Source organism: Streptomyces prunicolor, assembly GCF_045162825.1.
Taxonomy (GTDB): Bacteria; Actinomycetota; Actinomycetes; order Streptomycetales; family Streptomycetaceae; genus Streptomyces; species Streptomyces prunicolor.
Genome location: NZ_CP108676.1, coordinates 10926103 through 10948847, shown reverse-complemented (window position 1 = coordinate 10948847; position 22745 = coordinate 10926103). Strand labels below are relative to the sequence as shown.

The window sequence follows — 22745 nt, the reverse complement described above, 5'->3', positions numbered from 1 at the left end:
GTAACACATCGCTGCGCGATGTGCAAGTGAACACCCCCGCTTCGCGGGTGTTGCGGTTCGCTTCGCTCACCGTGCCCGGCTTCGCTGGGCTTGCTCGTTTCCGCTTCGCTTCAACGGCCGAGGGTACGGCCCGCGTTGCGGGCCGTCAGTCCGTGCTTCGCACGGCCTGGTTGATCGTATGTCAGGTACTGCCAATTCCTCATGCAGTATGGAGAGTTGGGGCGTGCTGCGCACTTCCCAACTGGGGTGGGTCCCCCACCCCGGGTCCTTCCGGCTGCGCCTCTCAGGACCTGGACCCGCTGCGCGGGTCCAGCCGGCGACAGGGGTGACTGGTACTCGACTGAGGGGGCTTCAGTGTAGTGCGTGTATCAGTGAGATGCGGCATGTAGGATTGGCGGAACAACAGCACGCCCCCTCCCTTCGCGACCCCGGGATATCAGACGGAGCTTTCTCGATTCCTGCAATTCGGCTTCGTGAACATCAGGTGACGCGAATTCGCGTATCCGTAAGTCGGTTGGATTCCCTTCGAATATTCCTGTGCCGGAACACGAGAGCCGTGCCACGGTCGTGTCCGCGACCAGCTCCGGGAAGACCTACACGGCCGCCGTGGCCACGCTGGACTGCTTCCGGGACGGCCGGATCCTGGTCATGGTTCCCACCCTGGACCTGTTGGTGCAGACCGCTGAGGCGTGGCGGACCGTCTGCCACCGCTCCCCGATGGTCGCGGTGTGCTCCCTGGAGAGGACGCTGTCCTGGAGCACCACCAACCCCATTCGGCTCGCCCTGTGGGCCGGGCACGGGCCGGTCATCGTGTTCGCCACGTACGCCTCCCTGGTCGACCGGGACGACCCTGAGGACGTGACGGGACAGGCCAAGGTCCGCGGGCCACTGGAGGCGGCTCTGGCTGGCGGAGAGCATCTGTACGGGCAGCAGATGACCGGCTTCGACCTGGCGGGGAATCCTCTCGGGCTTCGAGATCGACGTACTCGAACTCCACAGCGGGCTAGGTGAGCGTGCTGACCACCAGGGCGAGCAGCGCGATGAGCAGGGTGATCGTGCCGCCAAAGGCCACTCCGGCGCGCAGCAGGGCGGCTGGCAGGGAGGCGCCGTCCCAGCGGGCCAGCAGTCCGGCGGTGACGGCGGCCAGCAGCGCCAGGAGGACCGCAGTGAGCAGCGTGAGGGCGAGCAGGGTCAGGGAGGTCGGCGAAGGAGACACGGTTTCTTCCGTTCCGTCGGGCGTGTGCCGGTCAGGAAGGAAAGATGGCTGGGTGGGCGTGCGGTGGCGTTCGGGTGGATGAAGATGAACGGGTCGGAACGCGACCGGGGCTGATCGGGGAGGGGTTTGGGTGCAGACGGACGGGGGTCGGTCGGCGGCGCTGGACGAGTTGAAGGAGCGGCTGCGGCGGCTGCGGGTGGAGCGGCGGTTGTCGATGGCGGGACTGGAGCAGCGGGCGGAACTGGGCCACACCACTGCCAGCCGGGCGCTGAACGGGGCGACCGTGCCCAGCGAGGCGACGGTGGTGGCCCTGGCTCGCGCCCTGCGCACAGATGCCGTCCCGCTGCTGGAGCTGCGCCGCCAGGCCTTACCGCCCGCCCCGCCCGAAGCCAGAGCACTGGGCGATGCGGGCGGGGGTGCGGATGCCCAGTTCGAGGTCCGGTACCGGCGGTATGTAGAGCAGCGGCACGGGCAGTTGTCGGTGATCGGGCTGGATCTGTCCCGGCCGGAGCGGGCGTGCTGGCCGCTGGACGCCGCCTACCTCAGCCTCGAACTCTCCACCCCAGCCCACAGCGCCGCCCTGCCCAACGGCCCGCGCGGGATCGGAGCCGGGCCTGATGGCGGCATGGAGGTGCGGGTGGAGCGGGCCGAGCAGGCCTTGGCCGGACGGCGACGGACCCTGGTGCGGGGGCTGGCCGGCAGCGGCAAGACCACCCTGCTGCAGTGGCTCGCCCTGGCCACAGCCCGCAGGAACCTGCCAGGCGAACTCGCCCACCTGGACAGCTGCCTGCCGTTCGTGCTGCCGCTGCGCACCCTGATCCGCCGCGGAGAACTGCCCGCCCCGCAGGAGTACCTGGCCGCAGTCGGCTGCCCACTCCACGCCGCGCAACCGCCCGGCTGGGCCGACCAGGTACTGGCCGACGGCCTCGCCCTGCTGCTCATCGACGGCATCGACGAAGTCCCCCAGACGCAGCGGACCCACACACGGCAGTGGCTCCGCGAACTGCTGGCCGCCTACCCGCAGGCCGCCTACCTGGTCACCACCCGGCCCTCCGCCGTCCCCGAGGGCTGGCTCGCCGACAGCGACTTCACCGAGCTGACAGTACGTCCGATGAGCACCCGGGATGTCGCGGTCTTCGTCACCCGCTGGCACACCGCAGCCGCCGCCGGCACCAACGACCCTCAAGAACGCGCGCACCTGGCTGCCCTGGACGAAGCGCTGAAGGACACGGTGCGCTCCCAGCGCGACCTAGCCCGGCTGACCACCACCCCGCTGTTGTGCGCCCTGGTGTGCGCCCTGCACCGTGACCGCCGCGGCCACCTGCCCCGCGGCCGCATGGAACTGTACGAAGCGGCTCTGTCGATGCTGCTCCACCGCCGCGACCGCGAACGCGACATCGACGCCCCCGAAGGCCTCACCCTCACCGAACACCAGAGCATCCAGCTCCTGCAACGCCTGGCCTACTGGCTCATCCGCAACGGCCAGACCGAACTCGACCACGACACCGCCCACACCCTCATCGACGACGCCCTGCCCGCCATGCCCCACCTCGCCAGTCAGGCCGACGGGGCCGGTGTCCTCGGCCACCTCGTCGCTCGCTCCGGTTTGCTACGCACCCCAACCGCCGAAACCATCGACTTCGTCCACCGCACCTTCCAGGACTACCTCGGCGCCAAAGCCTGCGTCGAAGCCCGCGACCTGCCCCTGCTCGTCCGGCACGCCCACGACGACCAATGGGAAGACGTCCTGCGCATGGCCGTCGCTCACGCCCGCCCTCATGAACGCGCCACCCTCCTACGCCGCCTCATCGCCCGCGGAGATCGCACCCCCAAGCACCGCACCCGCCTGCACCTGCTCGCCACTGCCTGTCTGGAACACGCCACAGAAATCGACCCCGTGGTGCGCCAGGAAGTCCAGGACCGCACCACAGCGCTGCTGCCCCCACGCAGCAGCGAGGAAGCCCGAGCCCTGGTCACGGTCGGTCCGGTGATCCTTGATTTGCTTCCGGGCCCCGACGGCCTCGAGGACGACGAAGCCGAAGCCGTTGTACACACCGCACGTCTCCTCGGCGGCGACGCCGCCCTCACCGTCATGAAGAAGTTCCGCGCCAGCACCCAGGAGAACATTCAGGGGGTACTGCAGAATGCCTGGGACCGCTTCGACACTCATGACTACATCCGCGAAGTCCTCGCTCATATTCCCGGTCTCTCCGACGTGACCGTGACGTCAACGGAACAGTTGGCTGCCCTCCACCAACTGCAAACTCCCCAGTGGACGGCCTTCGTCGGAGACTTCCCCAGCAGTGCCATGACCGCCGCGCTTGACCCGAAGAAAATCCGGTCGCTGAGCTTCAACCACAATTCCACCCTGCAGAACCTGGACTTCCTCCGCCCCTACACAGCTTTGAGGAACCTCTACCTCATCAGGTGCCCGAACATCACGGACCTCACATACCTGGCCGAGTCCCCCTCCATTGACCGCCTTCAACTCTCGGATTGCGACGCGGTGCGAATCGAAGACCTCGAGGCCGTGACCGGACTCCGGGCCCTGGGCCTCGACATGGCACTCCCGTGCCAGGATCTCGGGGCGCTTCCCGTGTGTGCAGAGTTGACCAGCCTGTTTCTAGGGTCCAAGACATCCGGACACCTCCGCACGCTGCAGGGCATCACCCGCTGGCCACACCTCACCAGCCTGAACCTGCACGGACCCATCAACGACTTCGTGCAAGTGGCGGCACTGCCCAATCTGCGCGAGCTCGTACTACCGGTCGGCCCCGGTCTATCCATGTTCGAGCAGTTCCCGCCCGCCCCACAGATAGAAGAGCTCCACCTGGGCACGTGGACAGAGGGAGACGATCTAGCCCTCATCCGCAGGACACTTCCCCGGCTCAAGAGACTGAGTATCCGCTGCTACGGGGGACACCGGCACGTCGGCCTGACGCCGCTGCGAGGCATGCCCGATCTGACCATCCACATCAGCGGAGCCACCGAAGTCCTCGGCACCGAACACTTCCCACCCGAGGCCATCACCCGCAGCCCCCGCCCGCGCACCTGAAGCCCCGACGAATGGATCGCCCGGCACGTACCGAAGCCACTCCGCTCTCACAGCTCCTTGCGCCCTGCGCCCTGCGCCCTGCGCGCGGCCGGGGCACGGGGGCACGATCGTGTCCGCAACCGACTCGGGCAAGACGATCACAGCGGCGCATGCGCGCTGGAGTCCCGTGTACAACCGGGCGGTCCGCCCGGTTGTGGGCGCGGGAACCGTCGGCAAGGCGTTCTTCTCCCCCGCCGTCGGTTACCTCCCCGGGGTCTCCGCCCCGCCCCGGCCGGGGCGGTCGCCTTCGACCTCGATTCGGCCCACGCGGAGTTCCGGTCCGCCCAGACCGACTGGCTCGTAGTCTCCGGCTCCCGGGCCGTCCTCCCAGGGCTCCGGCACGGTGAACGGCAAGAGCGGCTACAGCTTCCGGATCACGGCGACGGACGGCCCGGACACCTTCCGCATCAAGATCCGGAAGACGTCCGACGGACAGGTCGTCCACGACAACAGTGCCGCAACGCTGGTCCGCGGCATCGTCACGATCGGAGTCCGCCACCGGTGGGGCAGCAGTGAGCGGCTAGGGTCATGGGCCCCCTGTCCTGTGGCAAGGGGCCCATTCCGTGGTCTTTCCTTGGGGGTTCGAGGCGTGCCGACACCTGACGAGATCTGGCAGGACGCCGACCTGCCCACCCGGCGGCTCGCCGGGCTGGCGCTGAATCCCGCCGCTCCGCTGGAGGTCCTGCTGCACCTGCTGGACGAGGCCCCGCTCGCCGTACGGATGGTGCTGTGCCGGGACCGGGTCCTGCCGTCGGCGGTCGTCGACGCCGTGATCGCGCACCCCGACCATCGCACCCGCAGCTTCTTCGCCCGCAACCCCCATGTCGATCCGGCCCAGCGGGCACAGCTCCTGGACGATCCGCACTGGTTCGTCCGCGCCCACCTCGCCGAGGGACCCGGGCCGGGGTACGACGGGCCGCCGTTGCCCGACGACGCCGTCGTGCACATGATCAACAGCTACGAGCAGGAGCACCTCGGTTCCCTCTACCGGCAGTTCTCGCCCGGGCTGCGCCGGTCCATGCCCACGCACCCGGATCCGAAAGTCCGCGCCTGGGGCGTCGGCATGTGGACGTGGCTGCCCGCCGAGACACGGGCCGCGCTGCTGACGGACCCCGACGACGAGGTCCGGTCGAGGGCTCAGCAGCATCTGCGCGACGAGGACCCGGTGTGGGTCGAGAGCGTCCTGCCCGACAGACCGTGTCACGGCCGCACCGACATCCTGATGCACCGGGCACTCAGCAGGGCGGTCGTGGACGCGGTCCTCACCGCGCCGGCCGGCCCGCAGGACCGATCGATGATCGCCGGGAACCCGACGCTGCCGCCCGACGTAGTGAGGCTCCTGGCCGCCGATCCGGACCCGGAGATCCGTGCGGAGATCGCCGGCCGCACCGACCTCGGCCCCGTCGAGCGCCGCACCCTCGCCGCCGACCCCGTGCCGGACGTGCGCAGGGCGATCGCTCGCCACCCGGACCTCAATCCTGCGGAGCGGCAAGCCCTCGCTACGGATCCCGACCCAGGCGTGCGGCTGGCGGTTTCCGTGCACCCCGCGTGGAGCGAGGAGGAGCGGGCCGGAATCGACTACACAGTCCCCTTGGACGGGCTCTTCCTGTTCCGTCCCGAGCCGTTGACGCCCCCGGACCCCGAGGCCGTCCGCCGGGACGCGCTGTCCGGTCATCCGATGCTGCGCAGAAACGCTGCGCGGGTGCACACCCTGCCGGCCGACCTGGTGGCCCGGCTGGCCGTCGACGACGACCTGGGCGTGCGCGTCCTGCTGGCCCAGAACCACCCCGACGCCCCGGCGGCCCTGCTCCTGCGCAGCTTCCTGGAGTACACCGGCCATCAGCGCGACCGCCTCCTCACCCGCCCGCACTTCCCCAGTGACGGACTGGCCGTCCACGCCGACGACGAGGATCCCGCCGTCCGGGCGCTGGCCGCCCGCGACCCCAAGGTCCCCCAGGCCGCCGTGGAGCAGCTCACCCGGGACCCCGACCCCGGCGTCCGGGCCGCGTTCGCACGCCACCCGAACCTTCCGTCGTCCCGGCTGGCGGACCTCCTCGACGACGAGGAGCTGGTCCACCATGCGGCCGCCAACCCGGCGTTGCCCGCACCGGCGATCCGTGCTCTGGTGAGCACCTGCGCCGGGTCAGCCGTCGGCGAGTAGCACTTCCAGCGCCGTCGCGGTCTCCGGGTGGCGGGCGAGCAGGGCCGCTCCGGCGGGCGACGGTCTCCCACGTCCCTTCGCAGCCCAGCAGGTCCGCGAGTGTCGGCGTACACGTGATGGCCTTGGGGCTGGTTCGGGCTCGCTGACGTCGCCGCTCTGAGCGCAAGGCCAGACAAGCGTCCTTGGCGAGCAGCAGCGCGGTGGCGGTCATGCCGCAGTTGCTGCGCGGGCCGATCCGAAGACGTCGTCGAAGCGGTGTGCTTGCTCTGTGCGTACGAGGTGGAAGGCACCGCTGCGGTGGCGCAGGGCGTGGGCGGTGTAGTGGACCACCTCGGCCGGGGTGAGGACCTTCAGGTCGCCGAAGACGTAGTACAGCGGGGTCGGGGCGTGGGCCGCGGTGAAGAAGAGACCGGCGGTCACGGTGTCGGCGCTGACGGCGTAGCGGTCGGTGTCGGTGCTGGGCATGCGGTCTTTGGCGTCGATGGTGATCAGGTCGGCGCCGCGGGCGGCGATCAGGTCGGGGAAGTGCCGCAGGGCGGAGCGGGTCCGGCGCAGAGCCTCCTGTACAGCGGGCGGGTAGGTGCCCTGCCCGCAGGGCTGGACGGTCCAGCCGCGGGCTCGCAGCGCGGCTGCCACCCGACGTTCGTGCATGTCGCCTATCACCTGACGGTCCTGCCACTGCGTCAACTCCGGTTCCCCCTCGGGTACGTTCCGCGATCCCTGCGCGTGATACGAAGGACTCATAGTTCGTCCTACCCTCCTGGACGCTATGATGCTCCTCATGGCGGCATACGTTGACCCACGCTTTCGTCCTACGCTCTGGCCCGGGACGCCCGTGCCGACACCGGAGTTGATGCCTCTTCGCGGGGCGCGGGCCGACGGCGAGTGGATCGTCTGGACCCCGCAGCTCCCTTCCCGCGCGCACACCGTCCCCATGCTGGAGGACTTCTACCTGCGCGAGTTCATGGAGGTCAACCCCGAAGACCTCGACGCCGTGGCCGCCTTGATGCGCACTTACGGACACCTCGGCGGGAGCATCAACACCGGCAGCTGGGACGAGGACGAGGACGAGCGGCTCAAGGAGCTCACCGAGCGCGAACACCCCCGCGCGCCGTTCGCCCTGCACGGCGAACTAGCCACGCTCTACGTGACGCAGGCCCAGACGGCCATCACCACCTGGCTGGCCCTGCGCCGCGAGGGCGGACTCGACGCGCTCATCGCGCCGGAAGTCTCCGAGGAACAACTGGCGCAGTGGCAGTCCGAGAACACGCATCGGGACGAGGTGTGGCCACGCGACCTGGACCATATGCGCGAGCTCGTCCTGGGAATGAGGATCAGCGACCTGGTGGATGAGCTGAACGCCGCGCTGAAGCGGTTCAGTATCGGCATCGGCAGTCTGGGCGACCGTTACCCCACCGTCCTCGCTGTGGCGTTCCTCCAGCTCTACAACCACCTCGCCGAGGACGCCACGATCCGCGAGTGCGCGAATGAGACCTGCCGCCGCAGCTTCGTACGCCAGCGCGGCCGTGCCGCATACGGGCAGAACCGCACCAGCGGCATCAAGTACTGCACCCGCGAATGCGCCCGCGCCCAGGCACAGCGCGAACACCGCCGGCGCCGCAAACAGCAGAACCCGCTCCTCCATCAGCCACCGGCCGAGAACCCGACGCCGCAGGACCGCCCAAAGCCCGTCGGCCAGACGGGAGCTGAGTGATGATCAGCCTGCAGGAACACCAGGTGGAAGCGAACGCGCGCATCCGCGCGTGGGCGGGATTCCCCACAAGGTCATCGGTACCGGCGCAAGGGCTGCGCGGGACCGTCGTCTCCGCGACCGGCTCCGGGAAGACGATCACCGCCGCGTGGGCGGCGCGGGAGTGCTTCCGCGGCGGGCGGATCCTCGTCATGGTCCCCACCCTCGACCTGCTCGTGCAGACCGCCCAGGCCTGGCGGAGGGTCGGCCACCACGGGCCGATGGTCGCCGTGTGCTCGCTGGAGAAGGACTACGTCCTGGAGCAGCTCGGCGTGCGGACGACCACCCACCCGATCCAGCTCGCGCTGTGGGCGGGGCGCGGGCCGGTGGTCGTGTTCGCCACGTACGCCTCGCTCGTGGACCGTGAGGTTCCCGAGGACGTCACGGGCCGGGCGAAGGTGCGCGGGCCGCTGGAGGCCGCTCTGGCGGGCGGGGAGCGGCTGTACGGACAGGCGATGGGCGGCTTCGACCTCGCCGTTGTCGACGAAGCCCACTCAACCACTGGTGATCTCGGGCGGCCGTGGGCGGCGATCCACGACAACTCCCGGATCCCGGCGGACTTCCGGCTCTATCTGACCGCGACCCCGCGCATCCTCGCCTCCCCCCGGCCGCAGAAGGGCGCGGACGGCGGGGAGCTGGAGATCGCGACGATGGCCAGCGACCCCGACGGGCCGTACGGGGAGTGGCTGTTCGAGCTCGGGCTGTCGGAGGCGATCGAGCGGGGCATCCTCGCCGGGTTCGAGATCGACGTGCTGGAGATCCACGACCCCTCCCCCGTCCTCGGGCTGTCGGAGGAGGCGCTGCGCGGCCGGCGCCTGGCGCTGCTGCAGACCGCTCTCCTGGAGCACGCCGCCGCGCGCAACCTCCGCACGGTCATGACGTTCCACCAGCGGGTCGAGGAAGCCGCCGCGTTCGCGGAGAAGATGCCGCAGACGGCAGCCCGGCTGTATGCGGCCGAGGTCTCCGGCGAGGCCCTGGCCGGCGCGGACACCCTGCCGGAGTCGTCGATCGACGCGAAGTTCTACGAGCTGGAGGCCGACCGCCATGTCCCCCCGGAGCGGGTGTGGGCGGCATGGCTGTGCGGCGACCACCTCGTCGCCGAACGCCGCGAAGTCCTGCGCCAGTTCGCAAACGGCATCGACGCCGACAACAGGCGCGTGCACCGGGCCTTCCTCGCCAGCGTGCGGGTCCTGGGCGAGGGCGTCGACATCACCGGCGAACGCGGTGTCGAGGCGATCTGCTTCGCCGACACCCGCAGCTCCCAGATCGAGATCGTCCAGAACATCGGCCGGGCCCTCCGGCCGAACCCCGACGGCACGGCCAAGGTCGCGCGCATCATCGTGCCCGTCTTCCTGGAACCCGGCGAGGACCCCGGCGACATGATCGCCTCCGCCTCGTTCCGCCCCCTCACAGCCGTCCTCCAGGGCCTGCGCTCACACTCGGAACGCCTCGTCGAACAGCTCGCCTCCCACGCCCTGACCAGGCAGCCGCGGGCCAAGCCGCACCACCTCGTCCGCGACGGGGACGGGCGTATCGTCGGGGCCGGCGGCGAAGGCGACGGTGCCGAGAAGCGGGACGGCACGCAGGGGGCGGTGGAGTCCGTGCTGCTGAACTTCTCCAGCCCCCGCGACGCGGCCACGATCGCGGCATTCCTGCGCACGCGGGTCTACCGGCCGGAGTCGCTGGTGTGGTTGGAGGGCTATCAGGCCCTGCTGCGCTGGCGGAAAGAGAACGGGATCACAGGGCTGTACGCCGTCCCGTACGACACCGAAACGACGGTGGGCGTCACCGGACGTTTCCCCTTGGGGCGCTGGGTCCACCAGCAGCGGCGCACCTACCGCGCCGGTGAACTCGACGACCACCGCCAGGAACTCCTCGACGAGGCCGGAATGGTGTGGGAACCCGGCGAGGAAGCCTGGGAGACCAAACTCGCCGTCCTGCGCTCCTACCACCGCGCCCACGGCCACCTCGCCCCCCGACGCGACGCCCTCTGGGGCAACGCCGACAGCGAACTGGCCCCGGTCGGGGAACACATGGCCAACCTCCGCCGCACCCACGGCCTCGGCAAAAACCCCGAACGCGCCACGGCACGGGCAGCGCAGCTGACCGCCATCGATGAGGACTGGGACTGCCCGTGGCCGCTGGACTGGCAGCGCAACTACCGCGTCCTCGCCGACCTCGCCGACACCGAGGCCGGCGCTGTACTGCCAGCCATCCAGCCGGGCGTCCTGTTCGAGGGCGACGACCTCGGACGATGGCTGCAACGACAGTCCCACGACTGGTTCCAGCTCTCCGAGAAGCAGCAGCGCAGACTCGCAAGCCTGGGAGTGAAACCCGCCGAACAGCCCGCACCAGCAACCACAGACGGCTCGAAGGCATCCGGGAAAACATCAGCCTTCCAACGCGGTGTCCAGGCCCTCGCGCAGTACATCGCCCGCGAAGGCAGAACTGTCGTGGGAAGAACACACGTTGAAGAACTGCCGGACGGTTCGGTGGTGAAGCTAGGGGTGTTTTTGAGCAACCAGAAGACCAGGCGGGAGCGTCTGAACGCGGACCAGCGAGCCGTTTTCGCCGAGCTGGGCTACGCCTGGGCCGCAGAGCAGACCGAACACGGCTGACAGCCGTCTGCGGGGCACAGACGACCCGCAGGACCGGCGGGTCCGGGGTGCTCCAAGATGGGGCTCCAGTGTCGTCACGGAGGGGAATCAGGTGCCTGGCCTTGGGTGGGAAGACTGGACAGCGGCGAAAGTGGACCCGAACCGTCTGCCGGCCGACTGGGGCTGGAAAGTCACACGCCCTTCAGGCCGCGGCTTCGAAGACGACCCGATCGACTACGCCGCCTGTCTGCGCGACCGCCGCAGCATCCTCATCGAGGAAACACCCGGCGTGCCGCTGCGGCGCCGCAAGCAGCCATGGCATCGCGCAGCACCGCATGCATCAGGCGCGTCCTACCTGCCGTTCACGACCGAGATCCCGTTCGGGCTGTGGATCATGAGTCTCGCCCCGAACGACGACGAGGAGCGCTCCGGACGGACCTGGGGCCAAAGAATATGGTTCCGGGCACCGGCCTGGTGGGCGCTGGGACCCCAAGGGCGAACAGCAGCAGCACTCCTCGCCCGACTGGAGAAGCTGACCTGGGACGAAGTCCTCACCCTGCGCCGCTCCTACAACAAGGCATGGCCGACCGACCGCGAAGACCCCGCCTGGTACGAGGCACAGGACCACGCCGCGACCGCCGACCGGGCCACGCTGAAGAACGCCCTGATCAAGCACACCGAAACAGCACTGGACCGAACAGCCCGCTCCCACAGCAAACGCGTACGGGACTTCTCCGACGAACAAAAAGCCGTGTGCTTCGCCGCCACGGCCCTCGCAATCGAAGACCTCTCCCCCGGCCTCGCCCACCGCCTCCTCGGACCACTCCGCCTCGCACTCGGCGACGTCCACACCTACCCCGTCCCCTCATGGGCCCACAGCCCGTAACCCAAGGCGAACTGCGGACCAGCCGTGACCAGCCCACATCCGTAGCCGCGGCACAGAGGCGGCAGCATTGGCAGGGTGGCGCCCCCAGCGAACCCAGGGCCAAGTAGAGGTCAGCGTCTGGGCGTCGAGGTCCAGTTCAAACAGGACGGCGCGTCCAAACGCCGCCGCATACCAACGACCACTGAACCTGCACCCTGCCCATCGCAGGTGAGGCCCCGGGGACGTCGCCCGGGGCCTCCTGCTGTCGATCGGGGAGGGTAGCGAACTTGCTGTTCAGATCTGTCCATTCGCGCCATACGCGTTGGGAGGGTTTCCCCATGAACATCGTTGAGAACGTCGCGTCCGGCCTCTTCGTCGCACTGGCTGCCTGGGGCGCCCGGTGGGCCCGGCTCGAATGGCGCCGACGTCGAATCGCTCGCGCTGGATGACGTAACCCCGCTGCCCGCTGATACGACGAATCCGCATGAGAGAAGGGCAAGAGCCATATGGGAGTCATCGAACGGCCGGACCTGCCACCCGGTGCTCGTCGAGACCTCAACCAGGAGCTGCACACCCTGCATCGCCGGGCCGGGCTGCTCAGTGTCCGGGAGCTGGCCGAGGCGGTCGCCAAGAGCCCCACTAGCGTCCACAACGCGTTCCGCCTGGCCAAGGTGCCCGAACAGCGTCTGACGATGGCCATCGTCGGCCGGTTGACGTTGTGGGTCCGCGACTGGGGTGTGGGGATCAGCCAAGCGACCGGTATCGAGAAGACCCTCCGTCGGTTCGAACGGCTCTGGCACCAGGCCAAGTACGAAGAGGAGGCACTTGCCGACCAGGGTGCGCCGCCCCGCATGTCCGACGCCACCCGAAGGCTCCTGTTCGCGCTCAGCCCGGAGTGCTCAATGTCCCACCCGACCCGGCAGCTCCCGCAGCCCCACGACATCGTCGCCCTGGAAGACCCCGCCGCGACGAAGCCCCCGGCGTTCCTCCGTAAGACCGGCCTGCAGCCGGAAGCCCCCAACCCCTGGCATCTGATCCATCTATGCCGCGGTTGCCAGCGCCGCCGCGAAGCCGGTGAACTCACCGAACCAGAACTCCGTGCGGCCCGCTTCGCTCTGGACCGGCGCCCGGGCGCGGCCCGGCACTACGCCGCGTACCTCGACCAGATGCTTCTGGGCGCCGAGGGCGTCATCGACATGAACGTCGCTGGGTCCGCTCTCGCGATCATCAAGGCCGATCCGGAGATGGCAACAACCCCATACACCCTCAACCACGGGGAGATTGTGATCGACCGCACCCATGGTTCCCTGCAGTGGGGACACTACCCATGCGAAGACGATCACTAGCACAGGCGGTCTTCCGGGAGGCTCTTCCCGGAAGACCACTGCTCTGCGCCGGCTCCACACGGGTTGCTCAGGAGGATGCGCTGGGCTCGTGAAGAAGAGTCTCGAACCGGTCCAACGTCTCATCGTCGACCTGCCCGACTAGCGCTATCAGAGGCGTGCCAGGACTCGCTGCAAATCGTCTCGGTCGAATGCGTGGCCGGAGACCAGCAGAGTTCGGGTGTAGGAGTCCAGAGCAGAGATGAGATCTTCCGAAAATCCCGCTACTGCGGGTAGATCCCAGGCACCGGTGAGCAGGTCGTCGAGGCGGCTAGGGTCGGCTGGCAGGTGGATGTAGATCTCCCACGGCGGGACACCTTTGAGTCTGGCCCGCTCGGAGCGTGGGGACATCCGGTTTCCCGCTCGCTCCAGAGCCCGCAGCACTGCCAGTTCCGGTGCAGCTGTCATGCCTAATGTTGTCGCCATCGCAGTCGGGTCCATTCGTTCGAGTAACGGCTCAAGCAGCGCTCTCCCCAGAGCCCTGCCGACCTGGTTGATCCCGGCCTGACGCTAGGCAGTGAGCCGGGGCGGACGGGCGTTGCGGCGAATTTTGACTCGATTGAGTGGGGCGGGCCACGAGCACCCTCGCCATCGCGGAGAAGGTGCGGGAGCTGGTGCAGGCGAAGGCCGAAGGCCAGGAGGTCGCGTCAGCCGAGGAGGCGGCAGCTTTCGCGGAGAAGATGCCGGAGACGGCCGCAGAGCTGTACCTCAACGACGCCTGCGACGACGACCTGGCGGCCGCGGACCGGCTCCCCGCGTCGTCGATCGACGCGGAGTTCTACGAACTGGAGGCTGGCCGCCACGTCCGCCGGACCGGGGGTGGTCGGCGTGGCTGTGCGGCGACCACCTCGTGTCCGAACGGCGCGAGGTGCTGCGGCAGTCGCCAACGGCATCGACGCGGCCGGCCGCCGGGTCCACCGCGCGTTCCTCGCGAGCGTTCGCGTGCTCGGAGAAGGCGTCGACATCACCGCGAGCGGGGCGTGGAGGCCGTGAGGTCTGCTCATCTCCTCGGTCAGGCTGGCCCGCCACGCTGACGCGGCGTGAGTCAGTCCTCCTCGTCGTCCTAGATTCATCCGGCAGGGCGGGAGAGCCGCAGTTCTACCGGCGCAATGCTGCCGAGGCGGCATGCCCAGGCCGCGCCCTCCCAACGGCCCTCGTGGGGCGTGAAAATCACCGCGATGACGCTGCGGAAGCCCAGTTCCGGGTCGTCGAGAAGTTGCCTGTACGTGGCGGCGTCGCGAGCGCTGGGGGTGGGGCGGCTGGTGGGGTGGGTGTGCCACTCGCCGACCCAGATGCTGCCGTCGCTCGCGAACGCCTCGTCGGCCAGTGCCTGGGCGTGTGCCAGGTCGCGGAGGAAGTAGGTGGGGGTGCGCACGGCGGCGGGGCCGGGGGTTCCAGCGTGGTGGACAGTGACGGTGTCGTGAGTGTGGTGTCCCAGCAGGATGCCTCCGGTCTCTGTGGTGTGGTCAGCCGTGCGCAGTTCGGTGGTGATGACCCGGGCGGCCGGAGCGGTGAGGTGCACGGTGGTGACGGGCTGCTGGGTCATGGTGCTTCGCAGGTGGGGCAGCCGGATCTCGGTGGTGTGGCGGGGAGCCAGCGCAGTTCGGCGCTGTGGCCGAGGTCGAAGGGCGGGGCCCAGTCTGGCTGGCGGCGCAGGCCAAGCAGGGCGTGTTCTCCCGGCAGTCGCTGGTCGGGGTGTCCGGCACGTTCGAGGACGGTGGCGACGGCGGTTTTGGCGGCGAGCTGCGCGACCAGGTGAAGGTCGGAGCCGACGGCGCTCATCGGCCGGTGGCGGGTGCCGGTGCCGTACCCGGCGTCCAGGGCGGGCTCGGGGTCGAGGCCGCCTGCCTCGGCGAGGCTCTGGCGCCAGCAGGTGAGGCAGCCGTGCCGGGGCCAGGGGCGCAGTCGCAGGATCTCGCCGAGGGCACCGTCCTGCAGAACGCATGCGAGCACTGCGGTGAGGCCAGCACGACGGGCCAGGTGACCGGTGACACGGCGCGGGGCCACCCCGTCTGCCGTGCATACGACGAGGTGGGTGTCCGCGAGGAGGGCCCGGATGCGGTCGGCGTGCTCGATGACGTTCAGGGGCAGCGAGGTGACGGCGGTGTCGGGCCGCAGCGAGGCGAGTTCCTCGGCCAGGGTGGTGACCTTGAATCGGCCGATGTGCCGGCGGGCACTGGTGTGCCGGACGAGGTTGTGCCAGTCGAGCCGATCTGGGTCGATGAGGGTGAGATGGCCGACACCGTAGCCGGCGAGTGCGTGCGCGGTGGCCGAGCCGATGCTTCCCGCTCCGATCAGCATGATCCGCGTGCTCTGTAGCTCTTGGACGGGCCAATGGTCCTCAAGCTGGCGGATCCCGAGGACGTCGGGCTCGACCGACACGGAGATCGGCTGGGCGCCTTCACGGGTGACGTGCCAGGCGACGAGATCCGGCAGATCGTGTTCGGGATAGGCGTCCTTCAGGCCCGGGGCATGGGTGATGGCCCAGTAACCAGGATCTCCGGGCGCCTTGTAGCCGTTGGGCACGGCTGCCCTGAAGGCGTCGAGCTTCATGAGCATGCCGCGTCTGGCACGCAAGGCAAGCCAGACCAGGTGGAGGTCCGCATGGACGCGGCACCACCAGCCAGTGGAAACGGCCGGATAGCTGCCGAGCAGGCGCTGCTCGGGCGGCGGTTCCACCGGAAGAATGCCTTCGCCGCGTTCGGAGAGACCGCGCACGACAGCGAAGCGTTCGGGATGGTTGATGCGCAGGGACAGCCGACCCCACGGCCCGGAGCAACGCATGATGGTCGCGGCAGCCTGCGGGATGAGGATCAGCACGCTGGATCGTCCTGTCCGCCCGTGTCGTGATCGCTGTGCTCGGTGTTGTCGTGCGGGCTCGGAGGCCTCGTGAGGAAGTGGTCGAAGCGGTCGTCGTCGACGATGCCGTTGTCGGTCATCCGCTCGATCACGCTGCGCTTCATGAGGGCGTACTCGACTCGCCAGCCCGCTGCCTTGAGAAGCAGGTCAACGACCGAGTCGCGGCCCGTCCACAGGGTGTCCTCGCGCAGGAGGCACAGGGCGGCGTCGCCGTTGACGTGCCAGCGGGTCTGGGTCCACTCGTACGGTTCGGGCAGCGGGTCCACGGGGACGAGCCGGGGCGCCACCATGGGGTAGGCCTGGCTGTATTCCAGACGCAGCAGGAGTCCTTCGTCGCCGATCCAGGCGGTGAGATGCTCGGGCTCAGGCCGGTCGAAGGGCCAGCGGGGCAACCTGCCCTCCCAGCTTCCGGCCCCGTCGTCGTTCCAGACGAGGCCGGAGAACTGAGCGGTGATCTCCTCGTGGTCGCGGCGCAGCCTGCGCGGTTCGCATGCCCACCAGGTGGTGGGCATGCGGTCGTTGGGCGTGTGTGCGGTGGTCATCCCTGGGGTGCGTCCTTGATGGGCCGCCGGGTGATGAGCGCGGGGGTCCCGGTGATCAGCGAGGCAGGCTTGGCCGGTGCAGCGGATGCCGGGAAGTCGTCTCCGAAGATCTCCTGCCACAGTCGCAGCGCGTCGTCGGTGTCGCCCTCGGTCGCGGCCGCGCAGGCCCGCTCGGCGATGTCCGCCGCGTTGGTGAACGCGGCGGACAGGCCCGTACGGTCCAGGTCCGGCTGGATCTCCCCGCACAGGCCGGCCGGGTCCCAGACACCCTCGTTGACGCGGACCGCAGCCGCGGTGAAGAAGGTCCTGAGCGCCTGGGGCCGGTTGCCGGTCCTGGGCATGCAGTTGAGGGCGAGGACTTCCATGACGAGGGACTTGATGCCTCCCTCGACCGGGGCGTCGAGCCGCCATTGTTTGAGGACCCTCACCAGAGGGCGGAAGTGCGACCAGTCACGCTGGTGATCGGCGACCTGCTCGATGAGGTACTCCGGATTGGCGGGCACCCAACGAGTGCTGAGCTTCTCGGGAATGAGCAGCGTGTCGTCGGGCTGGCGCAGTGCGGGCATCACGTCGACCGTGAAGGCATCGGGATCCTCGGGATCGTCAAGGAAGCACTTGACCGCATGGTTACGCAGGAGGGTATGCCGGACCTCGTTGGCGTGAGTGCCGTCGCTCTGGCTCAGCAGTCGGTTTACTCGGGTGCGGACGTGCTTGAGAGCATCCTCTGCGCTTGAGCCCTCGCTCCCCCACTCGGGCTGTTCAGCCTGGTCGTAGACAGCGATGATGTCGACGTCGTGGATGGGCTTGAGCTGCGTGCTGCGGCTCAGGGAGCCCGAGCCGAAGGTGTCCAGGACATCGGGCTCGCTCAGCAGGGCGGTCTTGAAGAGGTCCCGGCGCTCGCGAGCCAGTCCGGTCTTGTCGATGTCCTCGTTGACGGCCTTCTGCAGTGCGTCGAATGCCTCGTCGATCCCCATGCGGTGTGCCTCCTCGGGCGCGTCGTTCAGCCCGGGTGCACGCCGTGGCCGCTGGCTCCCGGGTGGGGTGCGGCGGCCGCAAACAGGCATCGGTGGCTGCTCGTTTACCACAGTAAGACCCGCCACTGACAAACCCTCCTGCACCAGGACTAGCTGATCATTTGCGGCGATGTTCCTGCGCATCGGATCGGCGCGCTTTGTACAGGTGGGAGGCGCCTTCAGGGGCTGCTGCCTCACGCTGGGGAGCCGCCTGGTCCGGGCCAGTGTCTATAGGGCTCAAAGCGGGCTTCGGCCGACGGCAGAAGGACGTGGTGGACGGCCAGAGGAAAGATCGCTCCTGGCATCCTCGGCGTCTGCAGGCGTACAGCGGGACACTGCAGAGGAAACTTCGACCGGAGGGCGGAGGCACATGTGAGGTGGTATGGGCAGCTGAGGCGGCTGCTGCTCTCCCGGGAAGGCGGCGGCACGGTGCTGATGGCGGCCTCCACGGCCGTCGCGCTCGGTGTCGTACCGAGCATCCTGGAGCAGTGGACCAGGCGGCAGTGGGTGTTTGTCGCGGTCTTCGCCGGCGCCCTCGTCCTGGTACTGGCGGGATGGGTGCTGCAGCGTCCCCGTGGGCTCGGCGTGGTGGTCAGCCTGTACCCGGCGGACCGCACCCAGGCCTCGCGGGTAGTGGCGCTCAAGACCGCTTCCCGCACCGCGCACAGCACGACACTGGTCATCGATCGCGCGGTCCTGTGGCCCGGCGAGCGCTCTGTGCAAGGCCGTTCGGATGTCGCCGACTTCGTGGCCAGACTCATCGACGCGCAGATTGAGGAGCTGCGAACGGCCGACAGAGCGGAGCCCGAGGTCGCGCTGTACGTGCTCGCTCATCTGCAGGACGGCTTCCTTCTGGGCCGGCGCCTGGCCGACGATGCACAGCTGTCGCTGGCCGTGATGCATCTGTCTCAGCAGGCCGGGCGCTCCGTGGTCCCGGGAGTCGACCTCGGCAGCTCGCTGCGTACTGCGCTCACTGACCAGCAGCGGTCGCAGGTGACCGGGCTTCTGGCGGCCCCCACACGCGGCCGTCCGCAACTGGTGGAGATCCCTGCACAGCAGCCGGACAGCAGCGTCACCGGATCGCGCTGATCGTGCGTCTGGCGTCGGCCGGCTCCATGGTTGATGACGCACGCCATGTGGCGATGACCGGGCAGGATTCCTACGGGCCGGGGCACCACACCGGCTACCGCCTCCCGCCCGCGGGCCCGGGCAGCACGGACGGCCCGTGCGGCGCCTATCTCGTCATCGACACCGGCAACGCGTACGTGCCCGAAGATCCCGGTGTCTACGCCGCGGTGACCACGTACGTCTGGGAGTGCTGGCAGGCTGCGCGGCAGGAGTGGGCACAGCTGCTCGGCGGCACCACCGCGGTGGAGGGGCTGCTGTTCTTCCACGGCCCGCTGCCGATCGCTGTCGCGCTGGGCTGGCTGACGGCCCGCGACCGGATATCTCTGATCCACCACGACCTGCGGCTGGCACAGGGCACGGCCCCGCCTTCGGCAGCGGGATCGTAGTGGTCTACCGGGCCGTCATGCGTCGATGACGAACGCCTTCTCGTACACCTGATGCGCGTTGACGTCTTCGTACACGGTGGTCGGGCGCAGCCGGTTCCACCGGTTGCCCAGCAGCAGGGACAGGCCCATGGGGCCGGCCTGGAAGAGGTGGATCGCGGGGTGAGCGCGGCAGGCACGGCGGAGGTGTTCCCGGATGCCGACGGCGAGGGCATTGGCCGTTGCGGCATCCGGGATGGAGTTGTCCTTGGCCCCACCGGGCGGGCGCAGCACCAGCAGCCGGGAGACAGGGATCTGCTGCTCAGTCAGGAAATCCAGCACATCCTGCGCCGGGTCGGTGGCGACCGCGATGGCGACAGCGAGGTCGGGCCCGAGATCGAGGGTGTGCTCGTCGACGGCCGGCGGCAGCGGGGTCTCGTAGGGCTCGGCCGATGACCACAACTGGCCGCGCTGGACCACGGCCAGGTCGGCGCCGGTCACCATGCGGAAGGCCGCACCGACCACAAACGCGGGTGCCAGACGCAGGCTGCCGGTGACGGCAACCGCGGTGGTGCCGGGCGGCATCCGATACGGTGCGGCTTCGATGTCCTCCTGCAGCTGAGCCCAGGTTGCCGGGGCCAGCGGGCGCCTCTTCAGATAGGCCGAGGCGCCTTCAAAGCGCTCCGCCCAGTCCACCGCGTAGTCGGCGTCCTCGGCCATCGGGTCCGGCTTCAGGGTGGCGATGGACACCACCGCACGTGACGAACCCGCCGCAAGCCGCAGAGCCTGGATCGCCTCCCGGATGTCCGCCAGGGACAACCGGCGCTGCCCGTCGGCGACTTGGCGGGCGACCCAGTCGGCGCCGGCATGCATGGCCTCCTCATCGAACCGCAGGCCGGCTGCGAACATCAGCATCTGCAGGTGCTCATGAAGATGCATCACGTCCCGTGCCAGATCGAAGCGCAACACTCGAAGCAGGTCCAGCAGCATCTCCTCGCTCAGCCCGGCGCCGTCGGCCCACCGCGTCCGTGCCTGCCCCTTCTTCGACTTCGGGCCCTGCTGGGCCGCCTTCGGCACCAGCAGCTGGGTGCGGGAGTCCCTCAGCGAGACCAGCGGATCCTCCGCGTCCGGGGACCGGTTGCTCAGCAACGCGAGATCGACCGGTGCACCGTCCTTGGTGAGCTGCTGCCAGGCCTGCGCCATCTTCCGCAGGATCGACGGGCCACCGCGATCACTCGGCTTGAGCAGATAGTCCTCGTTGACCGGGGTGGAGCCGTCCGCCGCGTACTTGACCTGCATGTAGGTGTGCGGTGGTGCCTGCCGGTACAAGACGACGTCGTCCAAGTTGCCCGCATCGTCGACCTCGACGCCGACCGCCACCACCGGGTTGGGCGCGCGCAGCGCCGCATCGCGTACTGCGGCGACACACCCCTGCCAGGCGACCAGCCACTGGTAGCGGTCCCCTGCAATACGGACGCCCGTCGAGCTCGGGGCGGGTAGGTCAGGCACGGAAACAATCTCCCAGGCGTCGGGGCACCACACACGCGGCCATCGGCACGCTCAGCAGATCATCGCCGCAAACAGGGCCGAGCCGAAAGCTCTCACACCTACCGGTCGCAGGGCGGCGCATAGGCTCTCGCCCCCCACCGGCATAGCAAAGGCCCCCCGAAAACCCTCCCCGGCCGCTGCTTCATACCGCGTCCGAGAGCAGTTGATGTGTGTCCGGACTGAGTTGCTGCGTACCAGATCAGAGAGCCTTCAATCAGAGAAGTAGCAGGTCAGAGGTTCCAGAAAGTTTTCCGGCTCTAGTCGAGATGCCGCAGACCAAGGGCTCTCAAGTAGCTCACACAGGCCTCGCATACTGCTGGTCGTGACACACCAGCAACGGAAGGCGCTGCGCGCCGGGGAGCTGGAGGAACGGCGCAAGGAGCTCCTGGACCCCCCGAGGCCGGGATGGTGTGGGAGCCCGGTGAGGAGGCGTGGGAGAACAAGCTCGCCGCGCTCCGCTCCTACCGGCGGTCCACCGGACACCTCGCACCCCGGCAGGACGCGGTCTGGGGCGACGCGATGGTGCCGGTCGGGCAGCACATGGCCAACCTCCGTCGCAAGGGCCAGAAGAACGGCCTGGGCAAGGACCCGGAGCGGGCGGCGGAACGCGCGGCGCAGTTGAACGCGATCGACCCGGACTGGGACTGCCCGTGGCCGCTCGACTGGCAGCGGCACTGCCGGGTGCTCGCCGACCTGGTCGACGCCGACGGCCCCCTCCCCGACATCGCACCCGGCGTGCTGATGGACGGCGATGACATCGGCAAGTGGCTCAAACAGCAGAAGAATCCGGGCACCTGGGCGCAGCTGTCCACCGAGCAGCAGGAGCGGCTGTCCCAGCTGGGCATACAACCACTTCAGACACCCTTTCCCGCCCCAGCGGCGAAACGTACGGCGAAGGGTCCGCGCAAGGCGGAACAGGCGTTCCAGCGAGGCCTGGCGGCCCTCGCACAGTGGGTGGAACGAGAAGGCGCTCACCGGCCCGTACCCCGCGGACACAGCGAACAGATCACGGCCGACAGCGAGACCGAGCCCGTGACCGTGAAACTGGGCGTATGGATCTCCAACACGCGTGCCAGGCGAGACAAACTCATCGCAGAACAACACGCCACCCTCGCGGAGCTGGGAGTACCCTGGGCGAAGCCGGTTGTACCGGGCGTGGGTTCATGATGGTCACGTCCGAATCCGGCACGAGGTGCGCCACGACCGTTGTGCCGACGGCCGTGGCGGCCGTTTTCTAGACGGACTTAGTCCCGGGGGACCACGCGGAACGGCCAGCAGGGTCGGGGTAGAGCGTGGCCTCGATCCGGTCGGCGATGGGTGTATCGCACCCCTGCGCACTGAGTACGTATCCCGTCGCATAGGCGGTCGCATACAACGCGGTGCACCGCAGTTGGTCGGCCGCCGTCCCAAGGCTTGGGGCCGCCCTCACCCTGACGAACGAGTCGCTCGGTCGGGTGGGCACGTACTGGTCGAGAACGGTCATGGTGGCGTGAGTGCCGAGTCCGGACAGCAGGCGGTAGTAGAAGTAGAGGGTGCGAAAGCTCTCCGTGGCGAAGCCGTGTGTCGGCCCCCACTTGGTGAGAGTGTCCACCATCTCGGAAACCGTCAGCTCCTGGGCCATCAAAGATCCGAACTCCGCGATCGCCTCGCTGAGGTCGATGCCGATCGGCTTCAGTTGCGGCACATGCGGCAACTCGCGCAACGGCTTGGCCACTTCGGCGGGGTTGGCCGCGTTCCACCGAGCTATGCCGGTGTTCGCCTTCTCCACCTTCTTCCGCCGTCTCCGGGCCTCCTTGCGATCGGCCGCCAGCATGGCATCGATGGCGTCGGCCTCCTGCTGGAGTCCGTTCAGATGGCGCAGCTCGGCCTGGCCGAGCCGTTCCAGGGCCGGGTACTCGCCGAATTGGATGTACAGGCACACCACCCAGGCCTCCAGATGTGCCCGCCCCAGAAGTCGCACCGCCATCTCCTGATCAGCCCGGCCCGCCCTCTCCATCTCAGCCAGCAACCGGCAGCAGTGGCTCAGCGCTGCCCCGGCATACACCAGCCACTTGACCCGTTCGGTGCTGGAGTTGATCAGCGCCCAACGGGAGCTGGCGAAAGCCCGCTTCACCTCGGCAAGGAGAAGCGGGACAAGTTCGGAGACGTCGTCAGAGGTGAGTGGCGACGCGCCAGGAACAGCGTCCCCAGTGATCTGCGGCCCGTGCCTGTCGTTCATCTGGGGAACG

Annotated in this window: 16 protein-coding genes and 3 pseudogenes; 11 read left to right on the top strand and 8 right to left on the bottom strand. The window is 69.0% G+C overall.

Annotated elements, in window-relative coordinates; all coding sequences use genetic code 11:
• Positions 1–454 precede the first annotated feature (454 nt).
• Positions 455–954, top strand: a pseudogene (locus OG588_RS49455) (DEAD/DEAH box helicase family protein); the annotation flags it as partial.
• Positions 955–1003: 49 nt separating this feature from the next.
• Here OG588_RS49455 and OG588_RS49450 read toward each other — a convergent pair.
• Complete coding sequence (locus tag OG588_RS49450; RefSeq protein WP_405945420.1) at positions 1004–1216, bottom strand: hypothetical protein; 213 nt, start codon at positions 1214–1216, stop codon at positions 1004–1006.
• 130 nt (positions 1217–1346) lie between these two features.
• Between OG588_RS49450 and OG588_RS49445 the strand changes: the two genes are divergently transcribed.
• Together OG588_RS49445 and OG588_RS49440 are read left to right on the top strand one after the other, a co-directional pair.
• Positions 1347–4271, top strand: a complete 2925-nt coding sequence (locus OG588_RS49445; RefSeq protein WP_405945421.1) for an NACHT domain-containing protein — start codon at positions 1347–1349, stop codon at positions 4269–4271.
• Positions 4272–4899: 628 nt separating this feature from the next.
• Complete coding sequence (locus tag OG588_RS49440; RefSeq protein ID WP_405945422.1) at positions 4900–6471, top strand: hypothetical protein; 1572 nt, start codon at positions 4900–4902, stop codon at positions 6469–6471.
• 207 nt (positions 6472–6678) lie between these two features.
• Here the strand turns inward: OG588_RS49440 and OG588_RS49435 are convergent, their stop codons facing one another.
• Positions 6679–7122 (bottom strand): hypothetical protein, encoded by a 444-nt coding sequence (locus tag OG588_RS49435; protein ID WP_405945423.1) that lies wholly within the window; start codon positions 7120–7122, stop codon positions 6679–6681.
• 202 nt (positions 7123–7324) lie between these two features.
• On the opposite strand from OG588_RS49435, the gene OG588_RS49430 reads away from it, so the two are divergent.
• The 5 genes and pseudogenes from OG588_RS49430 to OG588_RS49410 all read left to right on the top strand — a co-directional run.
• Positions 7325–8185: a hypothetical protein gene (locus OG588_RS49430; RefSeq protein ID WP_405945424.1), complete on the top strand. Its 861-nt coding sequence runs from the start codon at positions 7325–7327 to the stop codon at positions 8183–8185.
• Positions 8185–10839 (top strand): Helicase associated domain protein, encoded by a 2655-nt coding sequence (locus OG588_RS49425; protein ID WP_405945425.1) that lies wholly within the window; start codon positions 8185–8187, stop codon positions 10837–10839. The genes OG588_RS49430 and OG588_RS49425 overlap by 1 nt, the downstream gene beginning before the upstream one ends.
• A 130-nt stretch (positions 10840–10969) precedes the next feature.
• Positions 10970–11704 carry a hypothetical protein gene (locus OG588_RS49420; RefSeq protein WP_405945426.1) on the top strand — a complete coding sequence of 245 codons (735 nt, stop codon included), beginning with the start codon at positions 10970–10972 and terminating at the stop codon, positions 11702–11704.
• A gap of 485 nt (positions 11705–12189) precedes the next feature.
• Positions 12190–13029: a hypothetical protein gene (locus OG588_RS49415; RefSeq protein WP_405945427.1), complete on the top strand. Its 840-nt coding sequence runs from the start codon at positions 12190–12192 to the stop codon at positions 13027–13029.
• A 689-nt stretch (positions 13030–13718) separates the two neighbouring features.
• A pseudogene (locus OG588_RS49410) lies at positions 13719–14078 on the top strand (helicase); the annotation flags it as partial.
• A gap of 56 nt (positions 14079–14134) precedes the next feature.
• Here OG588_RS49410 and OG588_RS49405 read toward each other — a convergent pair.
• Genes OG588_RS49405 through OG588_RS49390 form a run of 4 tightly spaced genes read right to left on the bottom strand, consistent with a single transcriptional unit; the run spans position 14135 to position 17440 of the window.
• The gene (locus OG588_RS49405; protein WP_405945428.1) at positions 14135–14611 is read right to left on the bottom strand and encodes a Mov34/MPN/PAD-1 family protein; all 477 of its coding nucleotides are present in this window, start codon (positions 14609–14611) and stop codon (positions 14135–14137) included.
• Positions 14608–15885, bottom strand: a complete 1278-nt coding sequence (locus OG588_RS49400) for a HesA/MoeB/ThiF family protein (protein WP_405945429.1) — start codon at positions 15883–15885, stop codon at positions 14608–14610. The genes OG588_RS49405 and OG588_RS49400 overlap by 4 nt, the downstream gene beginning before the upstream one ends.
• Positions 15879–16466 (bottom strand): hypothetical protein, encoded by a 588-nt coding sequence (locus tag OG588_RS49395; RefSeq protein WP_405945430.1) that lies wholly within the window; start codon positions 16464–16466, stop codon positions 15879–15881. Before OG588_RS49395 ends, OG588_RS49400 begins: the two co-directional genes overlap by 7 nt.
• The gene (locus OG588_RS49390; RefSeq protein WP_405945431.1) at positions 16463–17440 is read right to left on the bottom strand and encodes an SMODS domain-containing nucleotidyltransferase; all 978 of its coding nucleotides are present in this window, start codon (positions 17438–17440) and stop codon (positions 16463–16465) included. The genes OG588_RS49395 and OG588_RS49390 overlap by 4 nt, the downstream gene beginning before the upstream one ends.
• A gap of 468 nt (positions 17441–17908) precedes the next feature.
• On the opposite strand from OG588_RS49390, the gene OG588_RS49385 reads away from it, so the two are divergent.
• Positions 17909–18568, top strand: a complete 660-nt coding sequence (locus tag OG588_RS49385; RefSeq protein ID WP_405945432.1) for a hypothetical protein — start codon at positions 17909–17911, stop codon at positions 18566–18568.
• A 53-nt stretch (positions 18569–18621) separates the two neighbouring features.
• On the top strand, positions 18622–18993 hold the full coding sequence (locus OG588_RS49380) for a hypothetical protein (RefSeq protein WP_405945433.1): 372 nt from the start codon (positions 18622–18624) through the stop codon (positions 18991–18993).
• Between the two features lie 15 nt (positions 18994–19008).
• Here OG588_RS49380 and OG588_RS49375 read toward each other — a convergent pair whose 3' ends face one another.
• Positions 19009–20478 (bottom strand): SAVED domain-containing protein, encoded by a 1470-nt coding sequence (locus OG588_RS49375; protein ID WP_405945434.1) that lies wholly within the window; start codon positions 20476–20478, stop codon positions 19009–19011.
• Between the two features lie 367 nt (positions 20479–20845).
• Here OG588_RS49375 and OG588_RS49370 point away from each other — a divergent pair.
• Positions 20846–21684: pseudogene (locus OG588_RS49370) on the top strand (helicase associated domain-containing protein); the annotation flags it as partial.
• Between the two features lie 67 nt (positions 21685–21751).
• Here OG588_RS49370 and OG588_RS49365 read toward each other — a convergent pair.
• Positions 21752–22735, bottom strand: a complete 984-nt coding sequence (locus tag OG588_RS49365) for a hypothetical protein (protein ID WP_405945435.1) — start codon at positions 22733–22735, stop codon at positions 21752–21754.
• Between the last annotated feature and the right edge of the window lie 10 nt (positions 22736–22745).

What these genes read in the sequence shown, in the direction of transcription:
- OG588_RS49405 (WP_405945428.1), bottom strand. Translation starts at nt 14,611, where the DNA reads ATGACCCAGCAGCCCGTCACCACCGTGCACCTCACCGCTCCGGCCGCC.
- OG588_RS49425 (WP_405945425.1), top strand. Translation starts at nt 8,185, where the DNA reads ATGATCAGCCTGCAGGAACACCAGGTGGAAGCGAACGCGCGCATCCGC.
- OG588_RS49390 (WP_405945431.1), bottom strand. Translation starts at nt 17,440, where the DNA reads ATGGGGATCGACGAGGCATTCGACGCACTGCAGAAGGCCGTCAACGAG.
- OG588_RS49435 (WP_405945423.1), bottom strand. Translation starts at nt 7,122, where the DNA reads ATGCACGAACGTCGGGTGGCAGCCGCGCTGCGAGCCCGCGGCTGGACC.
- OG588_RS49380 (WP_405945433.1), top strand. Translation starts at nt 18,622, where the DNA reads ATGACCGGGCAGGATTCCTACGGGCCGGGGCACCACACCGGCTACCGC.
- OG588_RS49395 (WP_405945430.1), bottom strand. Translation starts at nt 16,466, where the DNA reads ATGACCACCGCACACACGCCCAACGACCGCATGCCCACCACCTGGTGG.
- OG588_RS49430 (WP_405945424.1), top strand. Translation starts at nt 7,325, where the DNA reads ATGCCTCTTCGCGGGGCGCGGGCCGACGGCGAGTGGATCGTCTGGACC.
- OG588_RS49365 (WP_405945435.1), bottom strand. Translation starts at nt 22,735, where the DNA reads ATGAACGACAGGCACGGGCCGCAGATCACTGGGGACGCTGTTCCTGGC.
- OG588_RS49415 (WP_405945427.1), top strand. Translation starts at nt 12,190, where the DNA reads ATGGGAGTCATCGAACGGCCGGACCTGCCACCCGGTGCTCGTCGAGAC.